Annotated in this window: 19 protein-coding genes and 1 pseudogene; 1 reads left to right on the plus strand and 19 read right to left on the minus strand. The window is 48.3% G+C overall.

What is annotated here, in order from left to right:
- Window positions 1–27 precede the first annotated feature (27 nt).
- From AC0YNX_RS14000 to AC0YNX_RS14060, 13 genes are all read right to left on the minus strand, one after another.
- Window positions 28–876, minus strand: coding sequence for a LicD family protein (locus tag AC0YNX_RS14000; RefSeq protein ID WP_475816308.1), 849 nt, complete (start codon window positions 874–876; stop codon window positions 28–30).
- A complete protein-coding gene (locus AC0YNX_RS14005) occupies window positions 866–1,594 on the minus strand; it encodes a glycerophosphodiester phosphodiesterase (protein ID WP_475816309.1) in 729 nt (242 codons plus the stop codon). Before AC0YNX_RS14005 ends, AC0YNX_RS14000 begins: the two co-directional genes overlap by 11 nt.
- Window positions 1,594–2,904: a metallophosphoesterase family protein gene (locus AC0YNX_RS14010; RefSeq protein ID WP_475816310.1), complete on the minus strand. Its 1,311-nt coding sequence runs from the start codon at window positions 2,902–2,904 to the stop codon at window positions 1,594–1,596. The genes AC0YNX_RS14005 and AC0YNX_RS14010 overlap by 1 nt, the downstream gene beginning before the upstream one ends.
- A gap of 38 nt (window positions 2,905–2,942) precedes the next feature.
- Complete coding sequence (gene glf / locus AC0YNX_RS14015; RefSeq protein WP_475816311.1) at window positions 2,943–4,043, minus strand: UDP-galactopyranose mutase; 1,101 nt, start codon at window positions 4,041–4,043, stop codon at window positions 2,943–2,945.
- Window positions 4,043–6,646 (minus strand): hypothetical protein, encoded by a 2,604-nt coding sequence (locus AC0YNX_RS14020; protein WP_475816312.1) that lies wholly within the window; start codon window positions 6,644–6,646, stop codon window positions 4,043–4,045. The genes glf and AC0YNX_RS14020 overlap by 1 nt, the downstream gene beginning before the upstream one ends.
- 345 nt (window positions 6,647–6,991) lie before the next feature.
- Window positions 6,992–7,528, minus strand: coding sequence for a DUF6933 domain-containing protein (locus AC0YNX_RS14025; protein WP_475816313.1), 537 nt, complete (start codon window positions 7,526–7,528; stop codon window positions 6,992–6,994).
- Window positions 7,529–7,615: 87 nt separating this feature from the next.
- On the minus strand, window positions 7,616–7,762 hold the full coding sequence (locus tag AC0YNX_RS14030; RefSeq protein ID WP_475816314.1) for a hypothetical protein: 147 nt from the start codon (window positions 7,760–7,762) through the stop codon (window positions 7,616–7,618).
- Window positions 7,763–7,769: 7 nt separating this feature from the next.
- Window positions 7,770–10,079, minus strand: a complete 2,310-nt coding sequence (locus tag AC0YNX_RS14035; protein ID WP_475816315.1) for a DUF2357 domain-containing protein — start codon at window positions 10,077–10,079, stop codon at window positions 7,770–7,772.
- A 76-nt stretch (window positions 10,080–10,155) separates the two neighbouring features.
- On the minus strand, window positions 10,156–12,888 hold the full coding sequence (locus tag AC0YNX_RS14040) for an MrcB family domain-containing protein (protein ID WP_475816316.1): 2,733 nt from the start codon (window positions 12,886–12,888) through the stop codon (window positions 10,156–10,158).
- A 140-nt stretch (window positions 12,889–13,028) separates the two neighbouring features.
- The gene (gene rlmD / locus AC0YNX_RS14045; RefSeq protein ID WP_475816749.1) at window positions 13,029–14,486 is read right to left on the minus strand and encodes a 23S rRNA (uracil(1939)-C(5))-methyltransferase RlmD; all 1,458 of its coding nucleotides are present in this window, start codon (window positions 14,484–14,486) and stop codon (window positions 13,029–13,031) included.
- A gap of 79 nt (window positions 14,487–14,565) precedes the next feature.
- Entirely contained in the window at window positions 14,566–15,480 is a 915-nt protein-coding gene (locus tag AC0YNX_RS14050) for a diacylglycerol kinase (RefSeq protein WP_475816317.1), read from the minus strand.
- A gap of 109 nt (window positions 15,481–15,589) precedes the next feature.
- The gene (locus AC0YNX_RS14055; RefSeq protein ID WP_475816318.1) at window positions 15,590–16,471 is read right to left on the minus strand and encodes a sirohydrochlorin chelatase; all 882 of its coding nucleotides are present in this window, start codon (window positions 16,469–16,471) and stop codon (window positions 15,590–15,592) included.
- A 114-nt stretch (window positions 16,472–16,585) separates the two neighbouring features.
- On the minus strand, window positions 16,586–16,876 hold the full coding sequence (locus tag AC0YNX_RS14060) for a YerC/YecD family TrpR-related protein (RefSeq protein WP_116188336.1): 291 nt from the start codon (window positions 16,874–16,876) through the stop codon (window positions 16,586–16,588).
- A 293-nt stretch (window positions 16,877–17,169) separates the two neighbouring features.
- Here AC0YNX_RS14060 and AC0YNX_RS14065 point away from each other — a divergent pair, with 293 nt between their 5' ends.
- Window positions 17,170–17,814, plus strand: a complete 645-nt coding sequence (locus AC0YNX_RS14065) for a hypothetical protein (RefSeq protein WP_475816319.1) — start codon at window positions 17,170–17,172, stop codon at window positions 17,812–17,814.
- 115 nt (window positions 17,815–17,929) lie between these two features.
- On the opposite strand, the gene AC0YNX_RS14070 is transcribed toward AC0YNX_RS14065, so the two are convergent.
- The 6 genes and pseudogenes from AC0YNX_RS14070 to AC0YNX_RS14095 all read right to left on the minus strand — a co-directional run.
- Complete coding sequence (locus tag AC0YNX_RS14070; protein ID WP_475816320.1) at window positions 17,930–18,931, minus strand: inorganic phosphate transporter; 1,002 nt, start codon at window positions 18,929–18,931, stop codon at window positions 17,930–17,932.
- Window positions 18,932–18,949: 18 nt separating this feature from the next.
- The gene (locus tag AC0YNX_RS14075) at window positions 18,950–19,564 is read right to left on the minus strand and encodes a DUF47 domain-containing protein (RefSeq protein WP_475816321.1); all 615 of its coding nucleotides are present in this window, start codon (window positions 19,562–19,564) and stop codon (window positions 18,950–18,952) included.
- 285 nt (window positions 19,565–19,849) lie between these two features.
- The gene (locus AC0YNX_RS14080; RefSeq protein ID WP_475816322.1) at window positions 19,850–20,941 is read right to left on the minus strand and encodes a DUF3048 domain-containing protein; all 1,092 of its coding nucleotides are present in this window, start codon (window positions 20,939–20,941) and stop codon (window positions 19,850–19,852) included.
- Between the two features lie 404 nt (window positions 20,942–21,345).
- Entirely contained in the window at window positions 21,346–22,776 is a 1,431-nt protein-coding gene (locus AC0YNX_RS14085) for a sensor histidine kinase (protein WP_475816323.1), read from the minus strand.
- Window positions 22,773–23,327, minus strand: a complete 555-nt coding sequence (locus AC0YNX_RS14090; RefSeq protein WP_475816750.1) for a winged helix-turn-helix domain-containing protein — start codon at window positions 23,325–23,327, stop codon at window positions 22,773–22,775. The genes AC0YNX_RS14085 and AC0YNX_RS14090 overlap by 4 nt, the downstream gene beginning before the upstream one ends.
- Window positions 23,310–23,687, minus strand: a pseudogene (locus tag AC0YNX_RS14095) (response regulator transcription factor); the annotation flags it as partial. The pseudogene AC0YNX_RS14095 and the gene AC0YNX_RS14090, both read right to left, overlap by 18 nt.
- Window positions 23,688–23,708 lie beyond the last annotated feature (21 nt).

The following is a 23,708-nucleotide window of genomic DNA, read 5'->3' on the forward strand; positions in this document are numbered from 1 at the left end:
GACATTCACTGCCTTTTGCTTGATTTACTATTCATTCAACAGTTTATAATAAGCAACGGGATGCGATTTCCTCTGATTCACAGGTGGGAGTTTCATATAGTCACCAAACTTATGCTCTAAATAAGCATGATAATCACGATGCCCCAATAGAATCAGATTCTCGAATGGATAATCAGCAGTTTGTTCAAACCACTCTCGATCCCCTTCACCATACTTGTCTGGAGCAGGAAACGTGATCGTCCTTACACGCTGGGTTCGTTTACGATTGCCCCGTTCGGTAAAAAGCTGCAGATGATCCGAAACCTTGTTCAGCGGAATTAAGCTAAGTAGCGAAAACACGCTACGTAATAATGGACTTTTATCGGTCTTCTTGCCTACCTCTGACCATAGAATCTTCCGAATTACTGTGCAGTGAAGATTATGTATCTTCTCGGCCAATCTCCCGTCAGGCACATTGTCCATAGGGAATATATCTATGAAAATCCCGGATTCGTAAGGCATATGAGCCTGCCCATCTCTAAGGAAATACGTATCTTTCCTTCTAATTTTCCCATAGCCCCAGCGATATCCTGGAGTTGCTCTCATATCTTGGAAATAAAACCGCTCATGATCTAAGTCCGTTTCACAGACCTTGCGGAACTTCTCATATTCTTCCCGCAGCAGACCAATATCTGCATCATCATCCCACGGAATGTAGCCATTATGGCGTATCGCACCAAGCATTGTGCCACCGATCATCGCATAATTAATGTGATGTAAGCGGCAAATCCGATCTACTTCTACTAACATTTCTATCTGTATAAGTTGAACGTCTCTCAGATCGTCTGGAGAAAGCGGACCTTTTTTCATATTGTCTACTGCTATTTCATTCCCCATGTGCCAAAGCATCCTTCGCCCAATCAATTCGATTCACGATCACCGTTTCTACTCCAAGATCCCTTGCAAGCTTAAGATCCTCATCGGTATTTACCGTCCACGGGCGTACCGCTATCCCCCGTTTGCGACAATCTTCCACGAGTAATGGATGACGCAGTTGATTAACGCTAGGATGCAATGCCTCAGCCCCTACCTTCTCGCATTGTTCACCAGTGATAAGTATGCCTCCGCCGCAAAGCAGCGCAGTTCTTGAGGCAGGCTCAAGCAGCTTGATGTTCTGAACCGAATAGTGGTTGAACGACGACCATACAATCTTATCCAACATGTCGTATTTCTCAACCAGCTTTAACGCAATCGATTCAATCTCCTCGTAATAAATGACACCTGTCTTCAACTCAATATTGATCGTCAATCCAGTCGGCTTCAATAGTTCCAATACTTCAACAAGCGTTGGCACTTCCATGAATAGCGGCTCAACAAGCCCTCTTTTATTGAAGTTGAGCTTTTTCAGTTCAGCAAGGGTATAGTCCTTTACCCACCCTTGACCATTGCTCGTCCGATCGACGGTTTCGTCGTGAATAACCACGACTTCTCCGTCCTTAGTGAGCTGAATATCAAGCTCTACTCCGTCTGCACCCATTTGGGCTGCCAGTTGAAAAGCAACAAGTGTATTCTCTGGAGCGGAGGAATAGGCCCCGCGATGACCCCAAATTTTCATTACAGCCATTCCGCCTTTCCTTGTGTGACAATCTTATCCTGACCCGCTCCAAACCTTACAAAGCGTATCTGACTTTTTTCCGTGTTAATGAGCATAACGTCAAACGCTTCTTGCGAGGACTCTCCCAGCTTCCGATCCGGAGTAATAAAGCCCTCTGATTTATATTCCTTAAATGACTCACACTTGGAATTCACTAGAGATATAATAGGAAACCCCTCAGCGTTGTCCAAACGATCCGCATGGTTATGTCCATTCATAAAGGCAAGAATTCTACTGGAATGAATCCCTAATAACTCTAACAATTCGTTCTCGCCACGCATTTCCTTTGCCCAATACTGTAATCGGCTGATCGGAGGAACATGGGAGAAGATCACAACTCGCCAATCCTCAGGAATAGTCTCGAGTTGCTCCCTTAACCATTGAATGCATGCAGCATTGTATCCATAACGCAACTTCTCTTCGGGATCGAAGGAATCCAGGACGATAAAGCGCAGCTTATGTGCGTCAAAATCTAAAAAATATCTCGGCTCTTCCTTACCCAGATAAAGCTCGCACTGTTCTTCTAAGGAGAACCGATCAGGATTGTTTTTGAAATAGTTCGTATCATGGTTGCCAATCGCCGCCCACACTGGTACATCGCATTTCTTCAAATCACTAAGAATCTTACCTGCGTAATATCGGCTAACCTCACGCGTTACCATACCGTCAGCGAAATCACCGAGATGAACAATCCCATCAAAACCTATTTCATTATGTAAAAGTTGAATTGCAGCAGACGTGTCTTCCCAAGTCCCATTCACAGTATAGTGTGAATCGGTCAACAATACGAAGGAAAGCTGTTCTTCCTCCCGCAATCCCTTAACACGCTCCGACACTCGTTCTACTTCATCTCTAAGCCAAGGCTTTATCTCAGGGAAAGAAGCTTCTTTTCTATTAAAAGATAAAATGCGATTAATATCTTCCGAGCTTTCAAAGTCCGCTCCGTTCATTTTTCTTAGGCATACCCGGAAGTAAACGCGCTCTGTAAAGATGTAATTATCTTGCCGATAACTGCTGCCGCTTAAATCCTGCCGATAAACCGTCCAGCTTTGGTCCGGAGCATAGTCGTAGGTGTAAATCCAGCGATCCTCCACCTCCGGAGCATAGGTTGCAATGTTGAATTTATAGCCCGAGTCCATAAGCTGCAGTCTATCGCCAGGCAGTGCCAAATAATAAAGAGGGGTGCTAAGCATCTCAGGATGCCCTAACTCTTGCAGGCCATCGCCTGCGCGTATTTTCATCCCTGCTAATCCCGATAGTGTGATCTTCAAGAGTACCCCTCCGTTATTACAATTCCCATTGATTACTTTTAAGCTTCTTGCAGCTCTTTTCTCACTCGATCAAGTGCGTTTCTGACGATTTGCCACATATCGTAATATTTGTATTCCGCCAGTCTGCCACCGAAGATCACGTTCTCTTCTTGGTCAGCAAGCTCCTTGTACATCAAATAACGCTGACTGTTCTTTTGATCATTAATCGGATAATAAGGCTCATCCCCGTTCTCATACTCTTTGGAGTGCTCGCGAGTGACGACAGTTTTGGGTTGAGTGCCGAATTCAAAATGCTTATGTTCGATGATGCGGGTAAACGGCGTCTCCCGATCTGTGTAATTCACAACTGCGTTTCCTTGGAAATTAGGCTTATCAAGGATTTCCGTATCAAATCGCAATGTACGATACTCAAGTTGTCCAAATTGATGCTCATAGAACTCATCCAGCATGCCTGTATATACGACCTTCTCTGCAATGCTTTCAAAGTATTCTCTTTGTGCGAAGTAGTCGGTATTCAATCTGACTTCGCAGCCTTCAAGAAGCTTCTCGATAATCGGTGTGTAACCTCCGATTGGTATCCCTTGATACTGGTCGTTAAAATAGTTGTTATCCCAAGTGAGACGAACCGGCAGACGCTTGATAATAAATGCAGGTATGTCTTTGCAGTCACGACCCCATTGTTTTTCCGTATAGCCTTTGATCAGCTTTTCATAAATGTCATGTCCAACCAATGAAAGAGCGGTTTCTTCCAGGTTCTGCGGATCTTCGTATTGTATGCGCTGCGATTCTATCATTTTCTCAGCTTCTGCCGGATCGGAAACCTTCCACAACTGATAAAAGGTATTCATATTAAAAGGCAAATTGTATATTTCACCCTTATAATTTGCAATAGGCGAGTTGGTATAACGATTGAATGTTGCAAGCTGGTTCACATAGTCCCATACTTCTTTGTCATTCGTGTGGAAAATATGCGCTCCGTACTTATGTACATTTATGCCTTCCACTTGCTCTGTATAGATATTGCCTCCGATATGGTCACGCTTATCAATCACAAGGCACTTCTTATTGCTCTTCATAGCTTCATGTGCAAATACTGCCCCAAAAGGTCCTGCACCAACAATCAGGTAATCGTACTTCATTATTTCAGCACCGCCCGTTTAGACTTTTCATAGATTTCAATTCCGGCTTTTCCATCCGGATGTGTGATTTCTGCAAGACGGAGATTGGCTTGCTTGTCCAGTCGTTTATCAAGCCAAGGCTCCGAAACTGACTGTGTAACTATATTAATTAAGCTCTCAAGTGAGGCTGAATAAGGATGTTCCACATATACACAACTATTAGCTTCATCAAATACATCGTCACGTCTACTTATTAGGAAATTCTGCATCTCACTCAAATTGCCTTCATCAGTAACTGCGATACTCGCTTGACGCATGGAGCCATTGTTAGGGTCATATTCGATAAATTGCTTGCTCTGCTTTTCAGTGACGTAAATTTTATCTGTATTATTCAATGTTATAAACTCATAACTATGATGTTTACGTTCTAATTCTATATCCTTGTCCTCTTGCAAGCTAGTTGGGTAAAAATCGTCTACCAAAACAAAAGAATGGTTAAGTAAGTCGAATTTAATTAATCCAGCAGCGTTAAGAGGCACAAGATACAAGAAATTATTAGAGTAGATTAATTTTTGGAATTGCCAAGCTCCTCCAAAAGGAATTCCTTCGAGACTAACTTCATACTCCATTGACGTATTATCAATTCTATTAAAGCTAACTAACGCTGACTTATGCGCAGTTAACAGCCAGTAAGTCTCATCTACGATCAATATATCTGTGTATCCACAATTGTCACTGCCTATGGTGTGTAACTTTGTGGTGTTGGTTAAATAATCAAGTTCCAAGAATGCATTGGCGTTTATACAAGCTAAAGTAAGCGAGCTATGCTTCTCATCAAATACACCATGAGTAAAATATACGAGCTGAGGATCAAAGATCGCCTCTTGAGTGGGCTTTAACCAGTCGTCTATGATTTCGGTAGTGAGATCATTCATATTCAATTTAACAATACCCGGGAATCTTAAAGGAATAAAATAAAGCGATCCATCGTATTCAAACATTTCTATGAACTTAGTTTTATCATTGTACTGTTTGCCCTTTGGTACCGGAAGATCAATATACTGAAATGATGATTCAACTAGATCATATATAGCTATACTCCCAGCAGAATGGGGAGAAAAATAAAGTTTATTACCACTTTGATGGATAGAATAATAGGATCTCCAATCAAACGCTATCTCATTATCAAAGCTCCCCATATATTCTGCTTTCCAAGTCTTCTTGTTTAATCGGAACAAACCATTCAGATTAATGGTTAAATACCACAAATATTCATCAGTATCACATACACTTCCAACTAGTAAGCGATTGTCTAACTCTTCCATTTGCTCCATTATCGGCTTCTTCATACATTGATACATCTGCATCAAAGAAGTACCGTCTCCGTAGAAAGCAGAGCTTAAACATAAAGCTCGATGCAAATCTGCCGTATCATCGTAAATACCGTATCCCTCAAGCTTATACTCCTTAATTAGATGCTTATATTCATCCAGGAGAAATGGACGCATTGTACCGTAAGTAACCTCGCTCAGAGGATGAGGTCGCCACCAAAGAACGACATCATCACGATTACGGAAGGTGTTAAATACAGACCGTAGCTTTGCAATATATTTCTCGTTCCCCGTAAGCAGAGGGCCTATTGATGTATTATAAAGAACTATTTTTCTCCATGTACCATCGGGCTTCACAATCATCTGGTTCCATTCATCAGGCAGCGTGAAATGTTCCGGCCTGGAATTAATGACTTTATCAAACTTCGGAGATCCAGAAGCCACAATCTTCTCCTTCAATTTCCCGAAACGACCAACCATATTGTTTTCTTTCTCGTACGCTTGTATGGTATGAATGTAATCATTACGAGCCTTCTCAGACTGCACAAATACGCGGTCGGAGAATGCAACACCTGTCAGGGTGCAGAAATGCTCCTCCACTTTATTAGCTACAAAATAAGGAGAGTAGCACAGCAATTCCGTATATTTCTTCAGGTTTCTGCTGTAATAATTAGGATGTACACTTGTGATTGCGTTATACTCATCATAGACATTATGGATAAAACTCATTTCCGGTCGACGCTCTTCCAGGTTATATTCTTGCCAATTCACGATTGGCACATAGTTAGGATAGAGATGTCCTTCATAATGCATTTGTCCAGCTCCGCCATCAGGCAGCCTATCAAAATAAGGGATCGGAACCACATAAGCATCGCATTGCGGATCTTCTTGCGCGGCAAGCCAAATCGATTCAAGAGCATCCCACATGGACGCCTTATATGGAAAGAAAGCAATCTCAATTTTGTTTGGTCTCAGTTCAGTCTTGATACTGCTTTCAATCAGACTGATTTGTTTTTTGAGTTGCTTAACGAAGCCTAAAGTGGCGGTTTCAATTCCCATAGCGTTCTTATAAAGACTCTCGTGATACTCAGTTAGCTGTTTAACTGTTCGTGTACCTTCACCTTCTAAACTCTCTATAAACTCACCTACATGTACCGCCACATCTTGGCAGTCCCCCATAAGGTTAATTACAGCTTGCAAATTCCCACCTGAAAATTGCCGATGTATTTCATCCGTTGCTTCATAGAGTGTTGCTACTAAATCAAGAATCTGCTTTTGTTGGTATTTCCGCATAAAGCTTCACTCCGTTTGTATGTAATCTGTCCGTTTCTTATGCTATTTATCTCAAACATTATCATATAATGTCGAAGAAATCCCAAGGGGGAAATTGGTTAATTGACGGTTGAAAGTCTCATGAAAAACTGCGTCTTATTTAGTCGAAAAATGTGGGGAATACTCGAAAAAACTCTTCCATAGGTTTATCGGTTATTGGGGGCATATATTGAAGGTTCGGGTGTGATTGCAAATATTGTATATACTTGATCAGTCATAAAAAACACACCTAAAGAACCCCATCAGATAAACCGTAAGGCTTATTCCAATGCCAGTTCTAACAGGTGCATTTCAGATTGTTTACTCTCAACTAAGTCTTTCTAATTCTTTCTTGAATACAATAATGGGTTGCTGATATTCGATTGGCTTATAAATAATCGTGTTATTCCATTTATTGCGCTCATTCAAATCTGCAAATTTATCATTCTTGTCGCCTTCAAAAGATTTCATAATTAACATGATCTCGGATAGTGTACTTAACACACTTCTGCTATCCGTTTTCGTATAGATTACTTCGCCGCAATTACTTACATATTCATCAATTAACTTTTCAGAAATGCCCTCGGAAAATAAGTAATTCTTCAGATTAGATAAGAATATCTCAGTTAACTTATGTAATTGATTACTTCTAATACCCGTAATTGATAAACTCAATCTAGATAAATCATTCATAAACACATAGTGCCTTTTTCGATCTAATAAGAAACAATTAACATGCCAGCTGTAGAATAAATTTGAATTATCAACTTCCCCCGGAATAATTTTTAAATCTTTCATTATAGTTTTAGTCACTTTGAAAACGAGCACAGAAATTGTCCTTTCTACTTGTTGAACTGTTTTCATAAAACGTGTTGTATAGGAAACTGAACAGCATCAGTGAGACAATTCCCTCGCTCATTGACTAATGTGAAGTTTATACTACTACTTTCTCTATAGCCTCGTAGAAAATCTCAGCATCTCAACAAACTTGACATCAGCCAGTGCAAACTTATATCCAGTCAGTTCGCTTGCAATTAGAATCTTTCCCTGCTCGTTCTCGATAATAGCTGCCGCTACGCGTGTATCATGCATAATCACATCCTACTTATTCAACATCCGCAATAACCTCGACTTCGCTTGCCAAATCAACCTGTTCATGATTAAGCTCAACCTTCACTCGCCCTTGGCGCCGTTGTTCGCGCCATACTCGAATATCCTCTTCGGTTTCAAGCCTCAGTTCCGCAATTTCCTCAGCACGATCAAAAATATATTTTGACGTCAGTAGCAGCGAGTAAACACCGTGCCCACCTGGAATGATTGGCTTAGCTCGCTTCTCCCAATTCTCGACCATGAATTTGACATAGAGCTTATCCTCGGTACCTGCTTTTGCCGGAATCTCCGTGATTTCTTGCCTTCTAAGCACCTGCCAGTTCTTGATCCTAGCGAACCAGTGAATGCCGGCACCTCGACCCTCAGGTTCAAACTTCTTCACGGATTGGTACATCGCAATATACTCCAACTGCGAGAGTATCGTATGGTCCTTTAAATTCTCAAGAGGCACGTGATAAAACCCATACTTCAAAGCATCATTTAGTTGTTCTACATTGCGCAAGGAGCCTACCAGAACATCCCGATCATTCAACTGGTTTTTATAATAAGCTTTCGTACCGCTGGGCCTTGTTGCGCGTTCGTATGACTTCTCGGGACTGTCCATAATAATCTCGTCCAGAAAATCTTCCATGAGCTTCGTTGCATTCGGCAAGAACGGGAATGCTCCTACATTCACGAGCTGAATGCTTTTGTAGAAACGATGCTCCTTGTACTCGTTCTCATTGTGATATGGAAAGAGAACATACGCCCCGAACATGCTCCGCTCGAGTCCATCGGAAGCATCCTCTTCATAGACAATGGCATCTCTATATCGATGCATCGTATTAATATCTGATTCTTCTGGTCCAGGTGTCTTGTAATCCCTCTTATACGGGGTTCCTTCATACGCAGGATCTAATCTGTACTTCGCATCGAAAATGTATTTGTACACAGTCTTTGAGTCATTCTTCTTAAGTGTCAGCACGTTATCCGGCCGCTGAGAAACCGTTGGAGTCTCTTCCCCTGGCGGCAGTGTATTGTAATATAGCGTGAAAACTTCGCCGTTCTTAGGGTTACGGTAAACCATTTTCGCCTTCTGCGTTTTATCTAGCGTGACAAAGATACCCGTACGGTTCACTTTGATTATATCTTGCTTCAGCAGTTCGTACTTACGGCTAAGCAGGTCGTGAATTTTGAGGAAACACCAGTACTCGTAGAGCTGCGCCAAGTCTTTCATCGACAATTGGAACAAATCACTCTGGATTGATAGGCCTTTCATCAACATGAGATAGTTGCGATACACTTCCCGGTACCCCGGTGCCATCTGCAATACAAGTGTGACCGACAACTGACGCATATCTTTGACCTGTAGGAAGTCCAACCCAAGTAACCGTTGTATCTGAAACTCCATGTCCGAGAACTGATGGGAAAGGTGCGGATCAAGAATCTTCCCTTTTTCAGTCAGTCGTTTCTTTAATACCTTTAACTTCTGGGCAATTCGGAGCAATACCCATCTAACAAATCGGTTCTCATTCGTATCGTAATCCACATATCGTTTGGTCTCCAGTGCATGCGTTGGATTGTAACGCTGCCCTTGAATAGAAACCATCCCTTGATTGTCTTTCGCAAAAAGATGCGGGTGCTTGCTAAGAAACTGAACATTCTTCTTCCCTGGCTTTCTTACCTTTCCTGATGGGACAACTCGATGCTCCACTTGATGCTTTGAATGTGGTGCGAATTGAATTCGTTCCACGGCTTGGATTAATTGAGCAAAGACATGCTTAAGAATGGAGAAGAATTCCGTTAGACTCTGGTTGCTCGTTTCTTTGAGACCCGTTAAATTGTAAGTCTTCCGCAGAAAATCAAACGATAAATTGTAAATCTGCTGATTCACGTCATTCAAGATCATCTGGTAGTCGCGCTTGTAATCCATTTTTACCGGAAAAATCTCCAGCTGCAGAGAGAGTATCGTCTTCCCATGCAAACGCAACTCCAAGTCGGTTAAACCAACTTCGTTCTGGAAATTGAGTATACCAGAGAGAATGTGCCCTCTTCCTAATGGCTTCACTGCTTGCCGCAGGTTTGCGTTCTCATGGTAGAAATTTACAGGGATATCGTCTTTTTTCTCAATAACAAACTCGTAAGGCTGCGTTTCAAAGAACAACGGATAAGCTTTTTCACCTACCCGCCACTCTACTAGCTCCTGAAGCTCCGGATTGAAAACCAGAATTTTCTCCAGTTCCAGCATTCCAGACTCTAAGGACAATAATAATTGAGCGGGAATAAGCTGCTGCTCCTCGTTACGATGAAGCTTCAACGAATCCACAGTCTTGTGAAATGGTTTTCCATGTATATAAAGATTAAATAGATTTGTCTCAATACGTAACAACTCAATGCTGCGATTAGGAGAGCCAATAGGAAGTGAATCCATCTTCCTCTAACCTCCGGAGCATGAATGCCAGTTTACGTGCGCTGAGCGGATATTTTGCAGCTTTCTCATTTTCATTTGATCGCGTTGGCATGTAGAGTTCAGATGCATCGTCCATCAAATTATTAATGGATAAGTTTCTTCCCAGTGCTTCCTGCAGAAGCTGTAGTAGCACACGTTTAACCGATGAACTGCTGCCCTGTACGCGAGGCAGTAGCTTCTGTAATAATTGCAAATCGAATGCTTCATTCTCGCTCATTAACTCGAACTGCTCATTGTAAATCATATAGAAGCATACGGCGTCCCGAATTCGGAAGCCTACATGAGAATGGACCTGTTCAAGAATCTCATTTACTTTAACCAACTGCGTTGTTACACGACGAACTAGCTCCTGATTAGGACCAAAGGCGTCAACAAGCTGCAAGTACTCACTCCGCAAGAATGAATTCGGCACTCGTAGCGCGATTGATTCAGCTACCGATCCAATAGGGAATTGCTCGAGGTTGATATAGTTGAACTCGATCGTATTTGCACGATCAAGTACCTTTTTGCTAAATGGATGCGTTGTTTCATCCATGTTCACCGTACCAATAAGATAGACATTGTCAGGAAGTGCTAGTCCGCCATAGATTGATTGATCCGCGTCAATCAGACTCTTCTTCTGGATGAGCGGAACCGTAACGATTCGGCCATTTTGCCACTCTTGTGTTTCAATAACGCTAAGCAGATCGCTGAAGTAATGCTCCACTCGCGCTAAGTTCATCTCGTCTAGGCAAATAAAGAATGGCTTATTCCGATTCCCTTCCTTGGAAGCTTCAACAAGAATCTCTGCCAACTGGCTGGAGCGGAAGGCGCCTGTCAAATCCTTATAGCCAAGCAAGTCCGAAGGATCACTCCAGTCTGGGCGAACGGGAATTAAATGAAACTCAGCACCAACGGCTTCCGCGAAGAGCTTAACCAGTTTCGTCTTCCCTGTACCAGAGACTCCAGCTAGGATCACAAAGGGCTTGCTCTTCAAAGACAAATAGAAGTTCTCGATCAAACCTTGAGGAAAATGGAACCCTTTACTCTCGATATAGGCTTTAATACGAGCTACTCGTTCTACCACCGATAACGTATCTACCGGTTCCACCTCCTCGATAAATGTATAATCGTCCTTCGTCTTACGGATATACTTCAGCTCCTCCAACCAACTCAACATAAACCGCGAGCGGTTCTCCTGAGTTACCTCCCCCCACTCGCTATCCATTCCTAACTCGGCAATAAATAACGATTTGAAGGACTCAAGCTTGAACGTTCCGAGTTCCTTCGCAATTGAAATTCCTAAGTTCATACTTCTCATCAATCGAGTTGCATGTGGTTCGTGTTCATAAATTGCGAGTATATCGCGAAGAAGATGAACCTGACCCTGGCTTAGTATCCAAGTTTCCTGATCCATTGCAAGGTAATATTCAATTCCATTAGGCGTAAGGGAGTACTCAGTGTCTTCGCTTGCGAGCAGCCCCAATTGAAGAAGCGCTCGTCCAATATGCTGGATTCGCTCTTTTGGATTCTTCACATCATCGCCGGACTTCAACACCGATGCCTGGTTATTAATAAGCTCTTCTATGGACACGTAGCGATCTTGATTCGTTCCCAAGTATCGAATGATTCCATTACCTAAATATAGATGAGCAATTGTGAATGTGAATGCAGGCTGCTCGATTCGCTGCTGTTGCTGACTCTGAAGCACCTTATCGGCGTATATTTTGTAATTGTCGACTACATTTCGAAGATCCTCGAGTAACTTCGCATCCTCAGGGATGTTATTGCGCTCGTAGCGAATTGATGCAATTATCGCAGCCTGATAATCATCCCCGAGTCCCGGGATGTTCTCATCAATTTGCATATTCTCAAGTGGCAAATAGCTACGCATTTCGTCGGACTTTTGCTTGAAGTATTGATAGGCACCTTTTTTCTTATATTGCCTAAGAGGTTCAGTCACGCCATGGTTTAATGCCAGATAAACTGCACTCATATCCTCCGAAAATAGATAGACAATATATTCGCCACTCTGAATAGAGGTATTTAACCGTTTATCTAAAATTGCGATCCACGGTATGCCAACCCAGTTCCCTTGGCCAATCGATCCTTGTACCTTGTAATCTTGTCCAATAAATTCCTGGGCCTGAATAAACGATGGAATCTCCTGTCTGACTAAGGCACCAACGGGATGACCACCGAAACCCTGTGTTTTATATTCCAAATAATTGTTTAGCAAATCATCGAACGCAACTTTCAAGGAAAATGAAGAATTAGTCGGTAATGCTTCGTTATAAGTTTCTAGCTCAGCTTGGGCATACTCCCTGAGTTCAGACAGGAGATTGTCATTGAGCATAGACCATATATGCGTCTTAAAGGTAATAGTCTCTGAGTTCGCATCAAGGATTGACTTGAGTGCATCAATTGGAGTCTGCAAGAGAGACTTGGTTTGAGTTAGGGTAAACTCCGCCCAACTGGTATTTATCTTCTGAGGAGGGGTATCTACCGTAAAGCCGGATTCGGTAGCGTTGCGATAATAAGACAAAAACCGCTCAGCAACAGCATTGAGCGGCAGGAATTGAAGTCTTGTTTGTTGGTATTCATCCAATATGGCTAGGATCAAGACCATTTTGTAAGATTTTTGTTTCAAGCGGAATATAGAAGCCAGTTCAACTGGGAGAGTCATTATCGTATCGCTCCAAATCGGAAATTTGACAGAATGTGTCCCGATTAGAGTTCGATGGGATAGGTGTAAAGTCCTCCTGATACGTTCTATTTATTCAGTGCTAGCGTAATCGCCAATACTATTCGCCAGACCATTGGAACTCAGTTTTTCTTTAATAAAACCACCGATTCCACATGCACCGTATGCGGAAACATATCCACCGGCTGCACTTCTACCGTGCGATAGCCACCATCCTCCAACACGCGCAGGTCCCGCGCCAGTGTCGATGGATTACACGACACATACACCACCCGTTCCGGCTTCATCGCCAGAATCGTATCCAGCAACGCTTCGTCACAGCCTTTGCGCGGCGGGTCGACGACGATGACGTCTGCGACGATGCCTTCCTTACGCCAGCGAGGGATGACGACCTCAGCTGGGCCAGCCTCGAACGAAGCGTTCGTCATGCCGTTCAACTCAGCATTACGCTTCGCATCCTCGATTGCCTCCGGCACGATCTCCACGCCGTAGACTTGGCCGGCCGCCCGGGCCAAGAACAAAGAGATCGTCCCGATGCCGCAGTAAGCATCGATGACGCGCTCTCCGCCGGTGAGTGCGGCGTATTCCACCGCTCGGCGGTAGAGCTCCACCGTCTGCACCGGGTTCACTTGATAGAACGACCGAGCCGAGATCGCAAAACGGATACCGTCGAGCTCGTCGTAGATGACCTCGCTGCCCCAGAGGACGCGAGTCTTGTCGCCGAAGATCACGTTCGTGTCGCGCGTGTTCACGTTTTGCACGATGCTCTTCACACCAGGCACAGCCGCGCGAATCAACTCTACCCAGCGCTCCACCTGCGGGATACGCTCGCCATTAGTGATGAACACGATCATCGCTTCGCCGGAGACGAAGCCGACTCGCGTCATCACGTGGCGCAGCAAACCACGGCCTGTCTCTTCGTTGTAGGCCGTGATGCCGAGCTCGCGTCCGATCTCCTTGACGCGAGCTACGATCTCGTCATTGCGCGAGTGCTGAATCATGCACTCGTCCATGTCGATGATGCGATGGCTGCCGCGCGCATAAAAGCCGCCGATCAACCGCTCCGGCGACACCAAACCGTCGCCGTCACCACCCGTAACAGCAGCCGCCATCCCCATCGGCACGGCTGCCTTGTTCCGATAACGCCAAGGCTCGGACATACCGAGCGTCTCGTGCACTACTACCGCGCCAACCTCACCCTGTTGGGAGGAAGGATTTGGGGTTGTGGAGAGCTTCCCAATCCGCTCCAAATTATCCACCACATGCTGGCGTTTCCACGCAAGTTGCCCCTCATAACTCAGATGCTGCAGTTGGCAGCCGCCGCACTGCTTATAGATCGGGCACGGCGCCTCGACACGGTCCGGACTCTCCACCAGCAGCTCCTGCATTCTCGCGTAGCCATAAGTCTTCTTCACCTTCAGCACCTTCGCGCGAACGCGCTCGCCGGGAAGTGCTCCCTGTATAAAAAGGGTAAAGCCGTCTGCCCGGCCTACCCCTTCGCCTTCATGCGTCAAGCCGACAATGTCGACGACGACCTCTTCATTTTTCGCCACTGGCGCTTGCACTGCTTTGCCCTTCATGTTCCCTACCCGCTCCGTTTTCCATAGGTGATAGCTTTGACTTGCCTTTGCCATCCCGCTCTTACTCTTGATCTTACCTTTATTTATAAGTAGAATTGCCCGCTTCATCGACAAAAATGCTCAAATGCGACGGCAGAGCCGTGAACGTACATGGCAGCGTGCCGCCATACTCTCCGTCCAGGTTCAGCTGTACATAATCCGGTGTCGTCACCACAAGCTCGCTCGTGCGGAAATGCACGACATGCGGATCGTTCAAGTGCTCCCCGCGCAGCGCCAGCGACGCCAAGCGGATGAACTCGCCGAGATTGCACCGTTTCAGCACCACGACATCGAACAAGCCGTCGTCGAGACTCGCCTCCGGGGCTAGCTTCTCGAAGCCGCCGACCGAGTTGCTGTTACAGATGAGGAATAGCATAATCTCCTCATGAATCTCGCCAATTTCCTTCGCACGAATGCGTAGCTCCGTTGGACGGAGGCGGGTCATTTTCTCCAGACCCTTCATATAATAGGCCAACTGGCCGATCATCGTCTTCAGCTTGCTCGGCACCTCATAGGTCAGCTCCGTGAGCGACCCACCACCGGCAATATTGATAAAATACCGCTGATTCGCCCGACCAAGATCAATCGGCCGTGAGTACTGCTGAATAATGAGATCGCACGCGTACTCCCAATGCTTCGGAATGCCAAGCGCCCTGGCAAAATCATTCGTCGTCCCAAGGGGCAAGATCCCAATAGGGGGCCGCACGTCCTTCTCCGCCAAACCATTAATAACTTCATACAGCGTACCGTCGCCGCCCGCTGCAATGATCATGTCGAAGCCGCGGTCCGCCGCCTCGGCAGCCGCGATCGTCGCGTCACCCTCACTGGATGTCGCATGGCAGCTCGTCTCGATGCCGCCGCGCTCCAGCCGCTGAAGAATATCGGGGAGCCGCTTCTTAATCTCCTCGCGTCCCGATGTCGGGTTATAAATCAGCCTTGCCCGCTTAATTGTCACTGCCGCACACCTCCCAAACTCCACAACAATCCGCACTTTTAGCACTACCTTCTACTATACACGATAAAGGGCTAACTCCCCAAATCGCCTTTTACAGAAGTGCCCATGTTTACATCGTGGAAAGCCATTCCCGAATCTGTCGCTCCATCCAGCGCGCAATCTGCGGCGACGGCAGCAGCGCCCGGCCGTTATACCGATAATCCAAACCGGCAAGACGAGTCGGAATGACCGTACGCGTAAAATAACCCTCACTAAGAAAAAGCGGCACCACGATGAACGCATCATCCGGATACCGCCGCTGCAAAGCCCCGAGCTTGCACGCCGCCTGATTCGGCAGCAGCATCGCACTATGCGCGCCCGCGAAGCCGCCAAGCTCGCGCACCCGCTCCGCCAGCGCCGCCATGCCATCACGCCAGCGGCCATGAAACACCGCTTCGCGCGAGCCATGCGCGACAAGCAGCAATCGCTCGCGCCGCCGCGCCGCCGCAGACAGTTGCTCCGCCGCAGAAGGCTCTGCACTTTCGCTCGGCTCGCTCTCCCGCTCTGCTCGTGCTCCCTCACTCGGCTCTTGCTCTCGCTCCGCGCCCGGCTCGCTCGCCTCCGCCGACAACTCCACAATATTGCGAAGCAACAGCTCCGCAATATCGCCATCGTCGTCGATCGGCAAGCCGAACCGCACACGCACGCCTTCGCGCACCGCAAACCGCTCAAGCTCACCTGCGCGAGCCGCCGACACTGGCGGCATGCCGAACGCTTGTGCAATGTCGTCCACATGCGTGCTTCCGGACGACACAAAAAGCGGAAGGACGTAGAGATCCGTCACACCTTCCGCTTCCAATGCATGCACACCGTCTTGAATAAGCCGGCCCTCGACGAGCTCAAGAAATGCAGAGACAACCGGCACCTCGCTGCCCACAAGAGCCGCGCAACCTGCCACCGCATCATCCACAAGCCGCACCCAGTCGGCTTCACGCGAGCCATGGCTAACCACTAGTACTCCTGGTTTTATCCCAGCATTTACTCCTGGTCTTATTCCTGGTTCTATCCCTAGTTCTATCTCTTTTACTATTCCATGCTTCATTCGATCATCATCCTGTGCAAGCACTTAGCGCCCTGAACGCTCCAGCGCCATTTTGTAACCGTCATTGCCGTAGTTGAGGCAACGCTTCACGCGCGAGATCGTCGCCGTGCTCGCGCCTGTCTCCGCTTCAATCTGATTATATGTCGCGCCTTTGCCTAGCATACGCGCTACTTCAAGCCGCTGGGACAGCGACTGAATCTCATTTACCGTACAAAGATCGTCAAAGAAAATATAGCATTCTTCCACCGTCTTCAGCGTAAGAACCGCCTCGAACAGCTGGTCGATTGTCTTATCATTCAGCTTCTTCAATTGCATCGTCCGCTCACTCCTACCATGAACTAATATGCTCATTGTAGTCCTTTCTAGTAGAATTTTCAAGCATCACCGCTTTACAGAATAGAAGGACGCAAAGCCGCGCCTAGCGATCTTCCGGGTTCAAAGGTTCGAAGGTTCCGGAGTTTCAGGTTTCGACTTTAAGGCGTTCTAGGTTCCTGCCCCTAAGGCAAGCGCGGAAATTTATTCCGCGCATGCGGGCTATCGTCCAATCCGCATGTTCGCCTACACCATAGACTAGTGTATACAAATAAGGCACAAAGGTGTGATCTCCCGTGAACTACCGCTACGATCCGTCCGGCCGCAACACGCCACAGCCCCACGGCGGTCCAGGGCCAGGGCCAGGTCAAGGCCTGCAAAACCAGGGGCAAAGCCAATTCCCGGGCATCTCTGACCCTTTCCTTGGCAAAACGAATAAAAGCGTAGGGCTCACTTCGCCCGTTCCCTTCAGCACGACCGAAGTGTCGAACGAATTCTCCGGAGGCGTCCCTACGTTCTCGATTCAGCCTGCGTCGAATATGCAGATTATCCCGCTTCCCGAGTCGAATACCTCCGTCCTCCCAGCCGCAGCGGAAGATGCCAAGACAGAGAAGTCCGGCTTCAATCTAGCGAACAGCCTGAACGATCTGAAGAGCGTCGTCGACCGGATGGGCGGACTCGACGGCATTGTGACGACGATGGGCAAAGTGCAGAAGGTTGTCGGCAGCATTTCGCAGATGGCGCCGCTCATCAAAGTTCTCGCCACCTCCTTCACGCCAGGCAAGAAAGGCGCCAAGATCGCTGAGGACGACGATGATTCACCGGTAAAACGCCGCAAGAAAGCACGCAAGCGGACCACCAGCAAAGGCAAAGGCACAGGCAAGGGCAAAGGCAGCAGTCTCGTAACACCAGGCGGCCCTCGCCCGAAACGCCGCCCTTAATCTGATCGCCCCCTAATCTCCCTCAAGCAACAACAACAAAGCCGGAATCCTCCTCGTAAGCCGCGCATCAACAGCGAAGCGCGCCAAGGGAATTCCGGCTTTTATTACACACCTCTTAGATAAACAAAGCAATCACTTTATAGATCAGCGCCGACAGAATTGCCGCAATCGGAATCGTAATGATCCACGACAAGACGATTCGTCCAGCAAGATCCCATTTTACAGCGGAGAAGCGCTTCGCACTGCCTACGCCGAGAATGGAAGACGTGATGACATGCGTCGTACTAACGGGCAAGTGAATACTCGTAGCTGAGAAGATAATGCTCGCAGATACGATATCCGCCGCGAAACCGTTGATTGGCTCGATTTTGAAGATTTTCGTACCCATCGTCTTAATGATCTTCCATCCGCCGATTGACGTACCAAGCGCCATCGCGAGTGCAGCAGAGATCTTAACCCACAGCGGGATATGATCCGTATTCTCTTGGATGCCTGCTGCGACGAGCGCGAACGTAATAATACCCATCGCCTTCTGCGCATCGTTCGTACCGTGCGTGAACGATTGGAAGGCAGCCGTCAGCACCTGACCGGAACGGAAGCCTCTATTGATAAGATGCGGATTCGATCTGGCGAAGACCTGCTTTAAGATCCACATCACGATGAAACCACCAGCAAATGCAATAAGCGGCGAGAAAATAAGTGCTTTTAGGATATCGACAAAGCCTTGTGAATTAATAGCACTGAAGCCAGCGGAGCTGATAACCGCACCTGACAACGCGCCGATAAGCGCATGGGAAGATGATGACGGGATACCAAGCCACCACGTGAGCAAGTTCCACGCAATGGCACCGATCAGCGTCGCGACGACAACCTGTACACCATGATCAAGCGTTGCAGGATTGGCAACCTTGCCCCCGATGGTCTTAGCAACGCCTGTAAACATAATCGCACCGACGAAGTTCATCACCGACGCAAGAATAATTGCCATACGCGGCGACAGCGCCCGTGTCGACACGGAAGTTGCAATTGCATTGGCTGTATCATGGAAACCATTGATAAAGTCGAATGCAAGCGCTAGAAAGATAACGATACCAACCCAAATGTAAATAGTGTCCATCCTACTCGTCCCCGCTCCTTAGCTGTTGCGCATGATGATGGTTTCGAGTGTGTTGGCAACATCTTCACAGTAGTCGGTCGTTTGCTCAAGACGCTCATAGATCTCTTTGCGCTTGATCAGCTCAATCGGGTCCTTCACGTTCGTGAACAAGCTCTTCACGCTGACGCGAAGCAGATCATCCGCTTGGTTTTCAAGCTCGTTGATGTGAATGGCAGGCTCACGCATCGCAAGCAGCTTCTTCTCGGACAAGAGATAGATCGCCTTCTTGATTTGCTGAGCGCAGCGCAGGATGTTGTCGGCGAACAGCGTGACATACTCGTCCGGCTCCGTAATGTTATACATCTCGAAACGGGATGCGCAAGCTTCGATGCCGTCAAGCACATCGTCCAGCGACGTCGTCAGTTTGAGAATATCTTCGCGCTCGATCGGAGTGATGAACGTCTTGTTCAGTTCTGTCAGTATTTTATGTACATAGCGATCGCACTTGCTTTCATACTCTTTCATCGACTTCGCGAACTGCGTCGCATCGGTAATCTTCGAAACATTCTGCTCGAAGTAATGCACGCATTCCAGGATCGTGTCCGCCATCGATTCAAGCGTTGTAAAGAAAACGTCGTCTTTTTTCTTAAACATAGTTATCCCCTTCGTTATAGCTTGCTTTAAGTTACATCGTCGTTCCTAGAATTTTTCGCCAAAATCCACAGGAAACCGACAATATCTTATCATAGTTTAACTCGTAATTGTTAAGGGATTGTAAAGGTTTTATGACTTCTTTTCAAAATCCTCATTTTATTTTTGATCGCACCGCCGCCATGCCCTCCTAGTGTTTTCCGGTGCACCCGATTTTAACCCCTAAGACTGCAAAAAAAAGAAGCCGGAACCCCTCAGGTTCACAGCTTCTCTCCCTTATCCATTCTTCTACTCAGCCACAATCTGCACATGGCCTTCAAACGTCGGCGTCATCGGCACAATGTGATAGAACGTATGTCCCGGCACGAAAGGCAGCTCCTTGCCGTCTTTCATTACATGGATCGCTCCATCGCTTCCACGCTCCCAGGTGCAGTCGATCTCCTTGCCGAGCTGGAACAGCATCGCAGGCCCGCCTGCTTCAAGGTCAATCTCAAGCCGGCCGTAATCGTCATACGTCTTATGCTTCGCGCCAATGACAACAAGATTCGTAGCAGTCAGCTGCTTGTTCGTCGTCAGATCCGTGTGCGGCTTATCGTTTATGAATCGGTCGTACAGCTTCGTGCTTGGATTGTACAAGTAAGAGAGCTTATAGTCCTTCAGCAGAAAATGAATGACGACCTTCGAAGCTGCAGCACCGCTATCTGTTGCTCCTGCCTCTGACCACTGGAACGTTGGGATTTCCACCGTCTCGTCATACTTCTTCTTCGCAGCTCCTGCACGAAGCTTCTCTAGATTCGAGTAGAGGTTGTGCGGCGCCTTCCGGAATGATTCGCGGTAGAAATAAGCGCCTGCGTTCGAGATCTCGTCCAGGTAGGCCTTTCCATGATGCTGCAAAATATCATAGCCCTGCTGGCTAGCCCCAGCATGAGCGAGGATTGCATGATAACCGTCACCAATACGAATGAGATACGGACGATTGCTGCGGATTGGACCGATAGGATCGCTCCCCGTATAGCTCTGATAGATGGCGACAAGCCGCGTAATACCGCCTTCTGCGAGCACCTCCCACACGACATCGGCGTTCGGCAGACCTGATTGCGGACGAGCTGCCGAGAAGTTGTTCACCATGACAGCGATAGGACGATTCTTCGCTTCACTGTCTTGCGCGAGCCCTGTTAGCGGCGCAATATATTGAGGCGGGTCGACGGCAGGAGGATCAATCGGTGCCGTATCAGCCGGCTGATCTGCGTTCGTATTTGTCGTTGGAGCTGTATCAGGCTCCGACGTATTTGCGTTCAATTTGTTGTCTCCGCTGCAGCCAGTGAGCAAGACCGCTGCAAGCAGCAGCAATGTGGCGCCATAGCCAATCGTACGTTTCATTCGATTCTGATTCGCATTTATCATCTGCCGACCCGCTTTCTGGAGAAATTTGTCGCCTGTATGAGGATTATACTTCATTAAACCATAGAACGGGTAGCATTGTCTTCCATCCTTGGCTGGAATTGAAAGACCTAATCTTTAGCATACTAGCCATAAGCGACAAGCTCACGCATAAGCGGTCAGGAGGCTGTTCGTACACATGCCCACATTTCTGCATTGGGTTACCGAGCATTGGTTTTCCGTCACCATTGTTGTGCTCTTGGCAATTGCCGTCTACTACGTCACCAAGAATCATAAGTCGCTGTTCTACAAGGAATAGCCGGCTCATTAACAAATAACCCGATCGACGCTGCGCGCTCTACCTGCGCTACCGCCGCTCGGGTTATTTGGGTTGAAAGGCTCGTTTAAGTCGCTGGCTCCTGCAATACTTCCTCAGGCAGCAGCGGGATCGAGATCAGCACCGTCGTTCCTTCCGACTCAGCGCTGCTTACTTCAAACCTACCGCCATGCAGCTCGACGATTTCTTTACATATGGCAAGGCCTAGGCCGCTTCCTGATCGCTGGCTTGTCCCTTTGTAGAACTTCTCCGTAACATGCGGCAGATCCTCGGGCGCGATGCCGGGTCCGGTATCTTGAATGGTAATTTGAGCAACACCAGCCTTGCGCTCTCCCGTCACCGTTACTGTTCCCCCGCTAGGTGTAAACTTCAGCGCATTGTCGAGCACGTTAATGAATACTTGCTTCAGCCGGTTCGCATCCACCTTCGCCACGAGCGGCTCATCGCTGTAATGGCCGATAATCCGAATCGACTCGCGATGCCCGCGGGCAACGAACTGCCGCAGCGTCTCGCCAATTGTCCGGCGAATATCAAGCGACTCAGGATGAAGCACGATGCTCTTCGCATACAGCTTGGAGAAGTCGAGCAGATCCTCGACGAGCCCGGAGAGACGCTCTGTCTCGCGCCCGATAATGGCAAGCCCTTGATTCAGTTCTTCCACGTCGCCGGGATCACCGGAAGCGAGCGTCTCGCTCCAGCCTCTAATCGAAGTAAGCGGCGTCCGCAGCTCGTGTGAGACAGAGGAGATGAAGTCCTCCTTCAGCTTCTCCCTCCGGGTCAGCTCGGATGCCATCGTATTCAGCGTTTCGGCGAGTCTTCCGATTTCATCACGGTCATGAAGATATACCGCGCGGCGTGTCCAGTCGCCTTCCGCCATCTTCTCTGCTACGCGCGTCAAGTTGCGAATCGGTCTCGCAATCCGGTTCGCCATGAGCACACTCATTGCAAAGAAGAGCAGAACGACTATTGAGCCGACAAGCACCGTAATCCATAGGATGTTGCGGACGGTTGTGTCGACCTCTTCAAGAGACGCCGTATACCGGAACATCGCGACGACGCGCGGTCCTTGCAGTACCGGAAGCGTGACGGCTGCAATACGCTCGCCAGTCACCGGATCGGTTCCGCGCCATATCCCTTGCTTGCCCTTCATCGCCTGATCGACATCTGGCGTCTGCTCCACTTCGCTCTCGCCAGAGCTGCCGCCAAGCCCGTTGCTGTCCACAACGAGCTCGCCAGAGCTTGTCAGCAGCTGCAGATGCGTCGAGCCTTCGGACATATTTTGCAGCATATATTTGGCTTTCGCCTTCATCGGCTCATACGCAATCGTGCGAGTATGGATCGCCGCTTCTGTCTCAGCCCGCTGAAGGACGGAGCCTACCGCGCTGCTATAATAATAATTCCACACGAGCGTGCCGAACATCGTGCCAAGCATGACGACAACGAGAACGATCAAGATGCCGTAGCTTCGAACGATGCGGGTTCGAAGGCTGCGGCTCATTGCTCCTCGCCCCTCTTCCAGCGGTAGCCGAATCCCCACAGCGTCTCAATATGGAGCGGCTCGGACGGGTTATTCTCAAGCTTCTGCCGGATACGGCGGATATTGACATCAACGATCTTCAAATCGCCGACATAATGGCGACCCCATACCGTGTTCAAGATATCGTCGCGGCTTAAGCCTTCGCCTTCCCGTTCCATAAGTAGCTTCACAAGCGTCCATTCCGTTGGCGTGAGCACGATCTCGACGCCTTCCTTCCACAGCTTGCGCTCCGCCGATGAGAGGCGGAATGGGCCGGAGCGAAGCTCCGACGCCGCTCGCCGTGCGGCTGCGGCCGCCGAATCGCCAAGCGCAGCTCCCGCGTCTGCCGCTGGCGCCGGGCCTGCCGAAGACGGCGGCGCTTCGCCCGCTGCGGCATCCCGCGCCGCGCTGCTTGGCGCGCTCGCGCCGGCGCTTGCTTCTGCGGCTGTGCCCGCGGCTTCGCCGCTCTCGCCTGCGGCGCCCGTGCCCGCTGCCGCTGCGCCGGCGCTCGCGTCCTCGCCAAGCGGCAGCATACGCCGCTTCAGCGCATGAAGCCGCGCGACCAATTCGCCGGGGCTGAATGGCTTCTGCACATAATCGTCAGCCCCAAGCTCAAGGCCGCGGATTTTATCTTCTTCCTGCGATTTGGCGGTCAGCATAATAATGCCCATGCGAGGGAACTGCTGACGCAGCTGCTCGCATACTTCAAACCCGCTCATCTTCGGAAGCATCACGTCAAGCAGAGCGACGTCAAAAGGCGGAGAAGCCGACTGCGCGAGTGCAAGCGCGCTCTCTCCGTCTTCCGCCTCCGTTACTTCCATGCCGCCCCGGCGCAAGTTAATGCGGACGAAGCCGCGGATGGCTTCTTCATCCTCAACGAATAGAATACGCATGGCTTCTTCCCCCCTCTCTCT

It is taken from the genome of Paenibacillus sp. J31R98 (assembly GCF_056269245.1).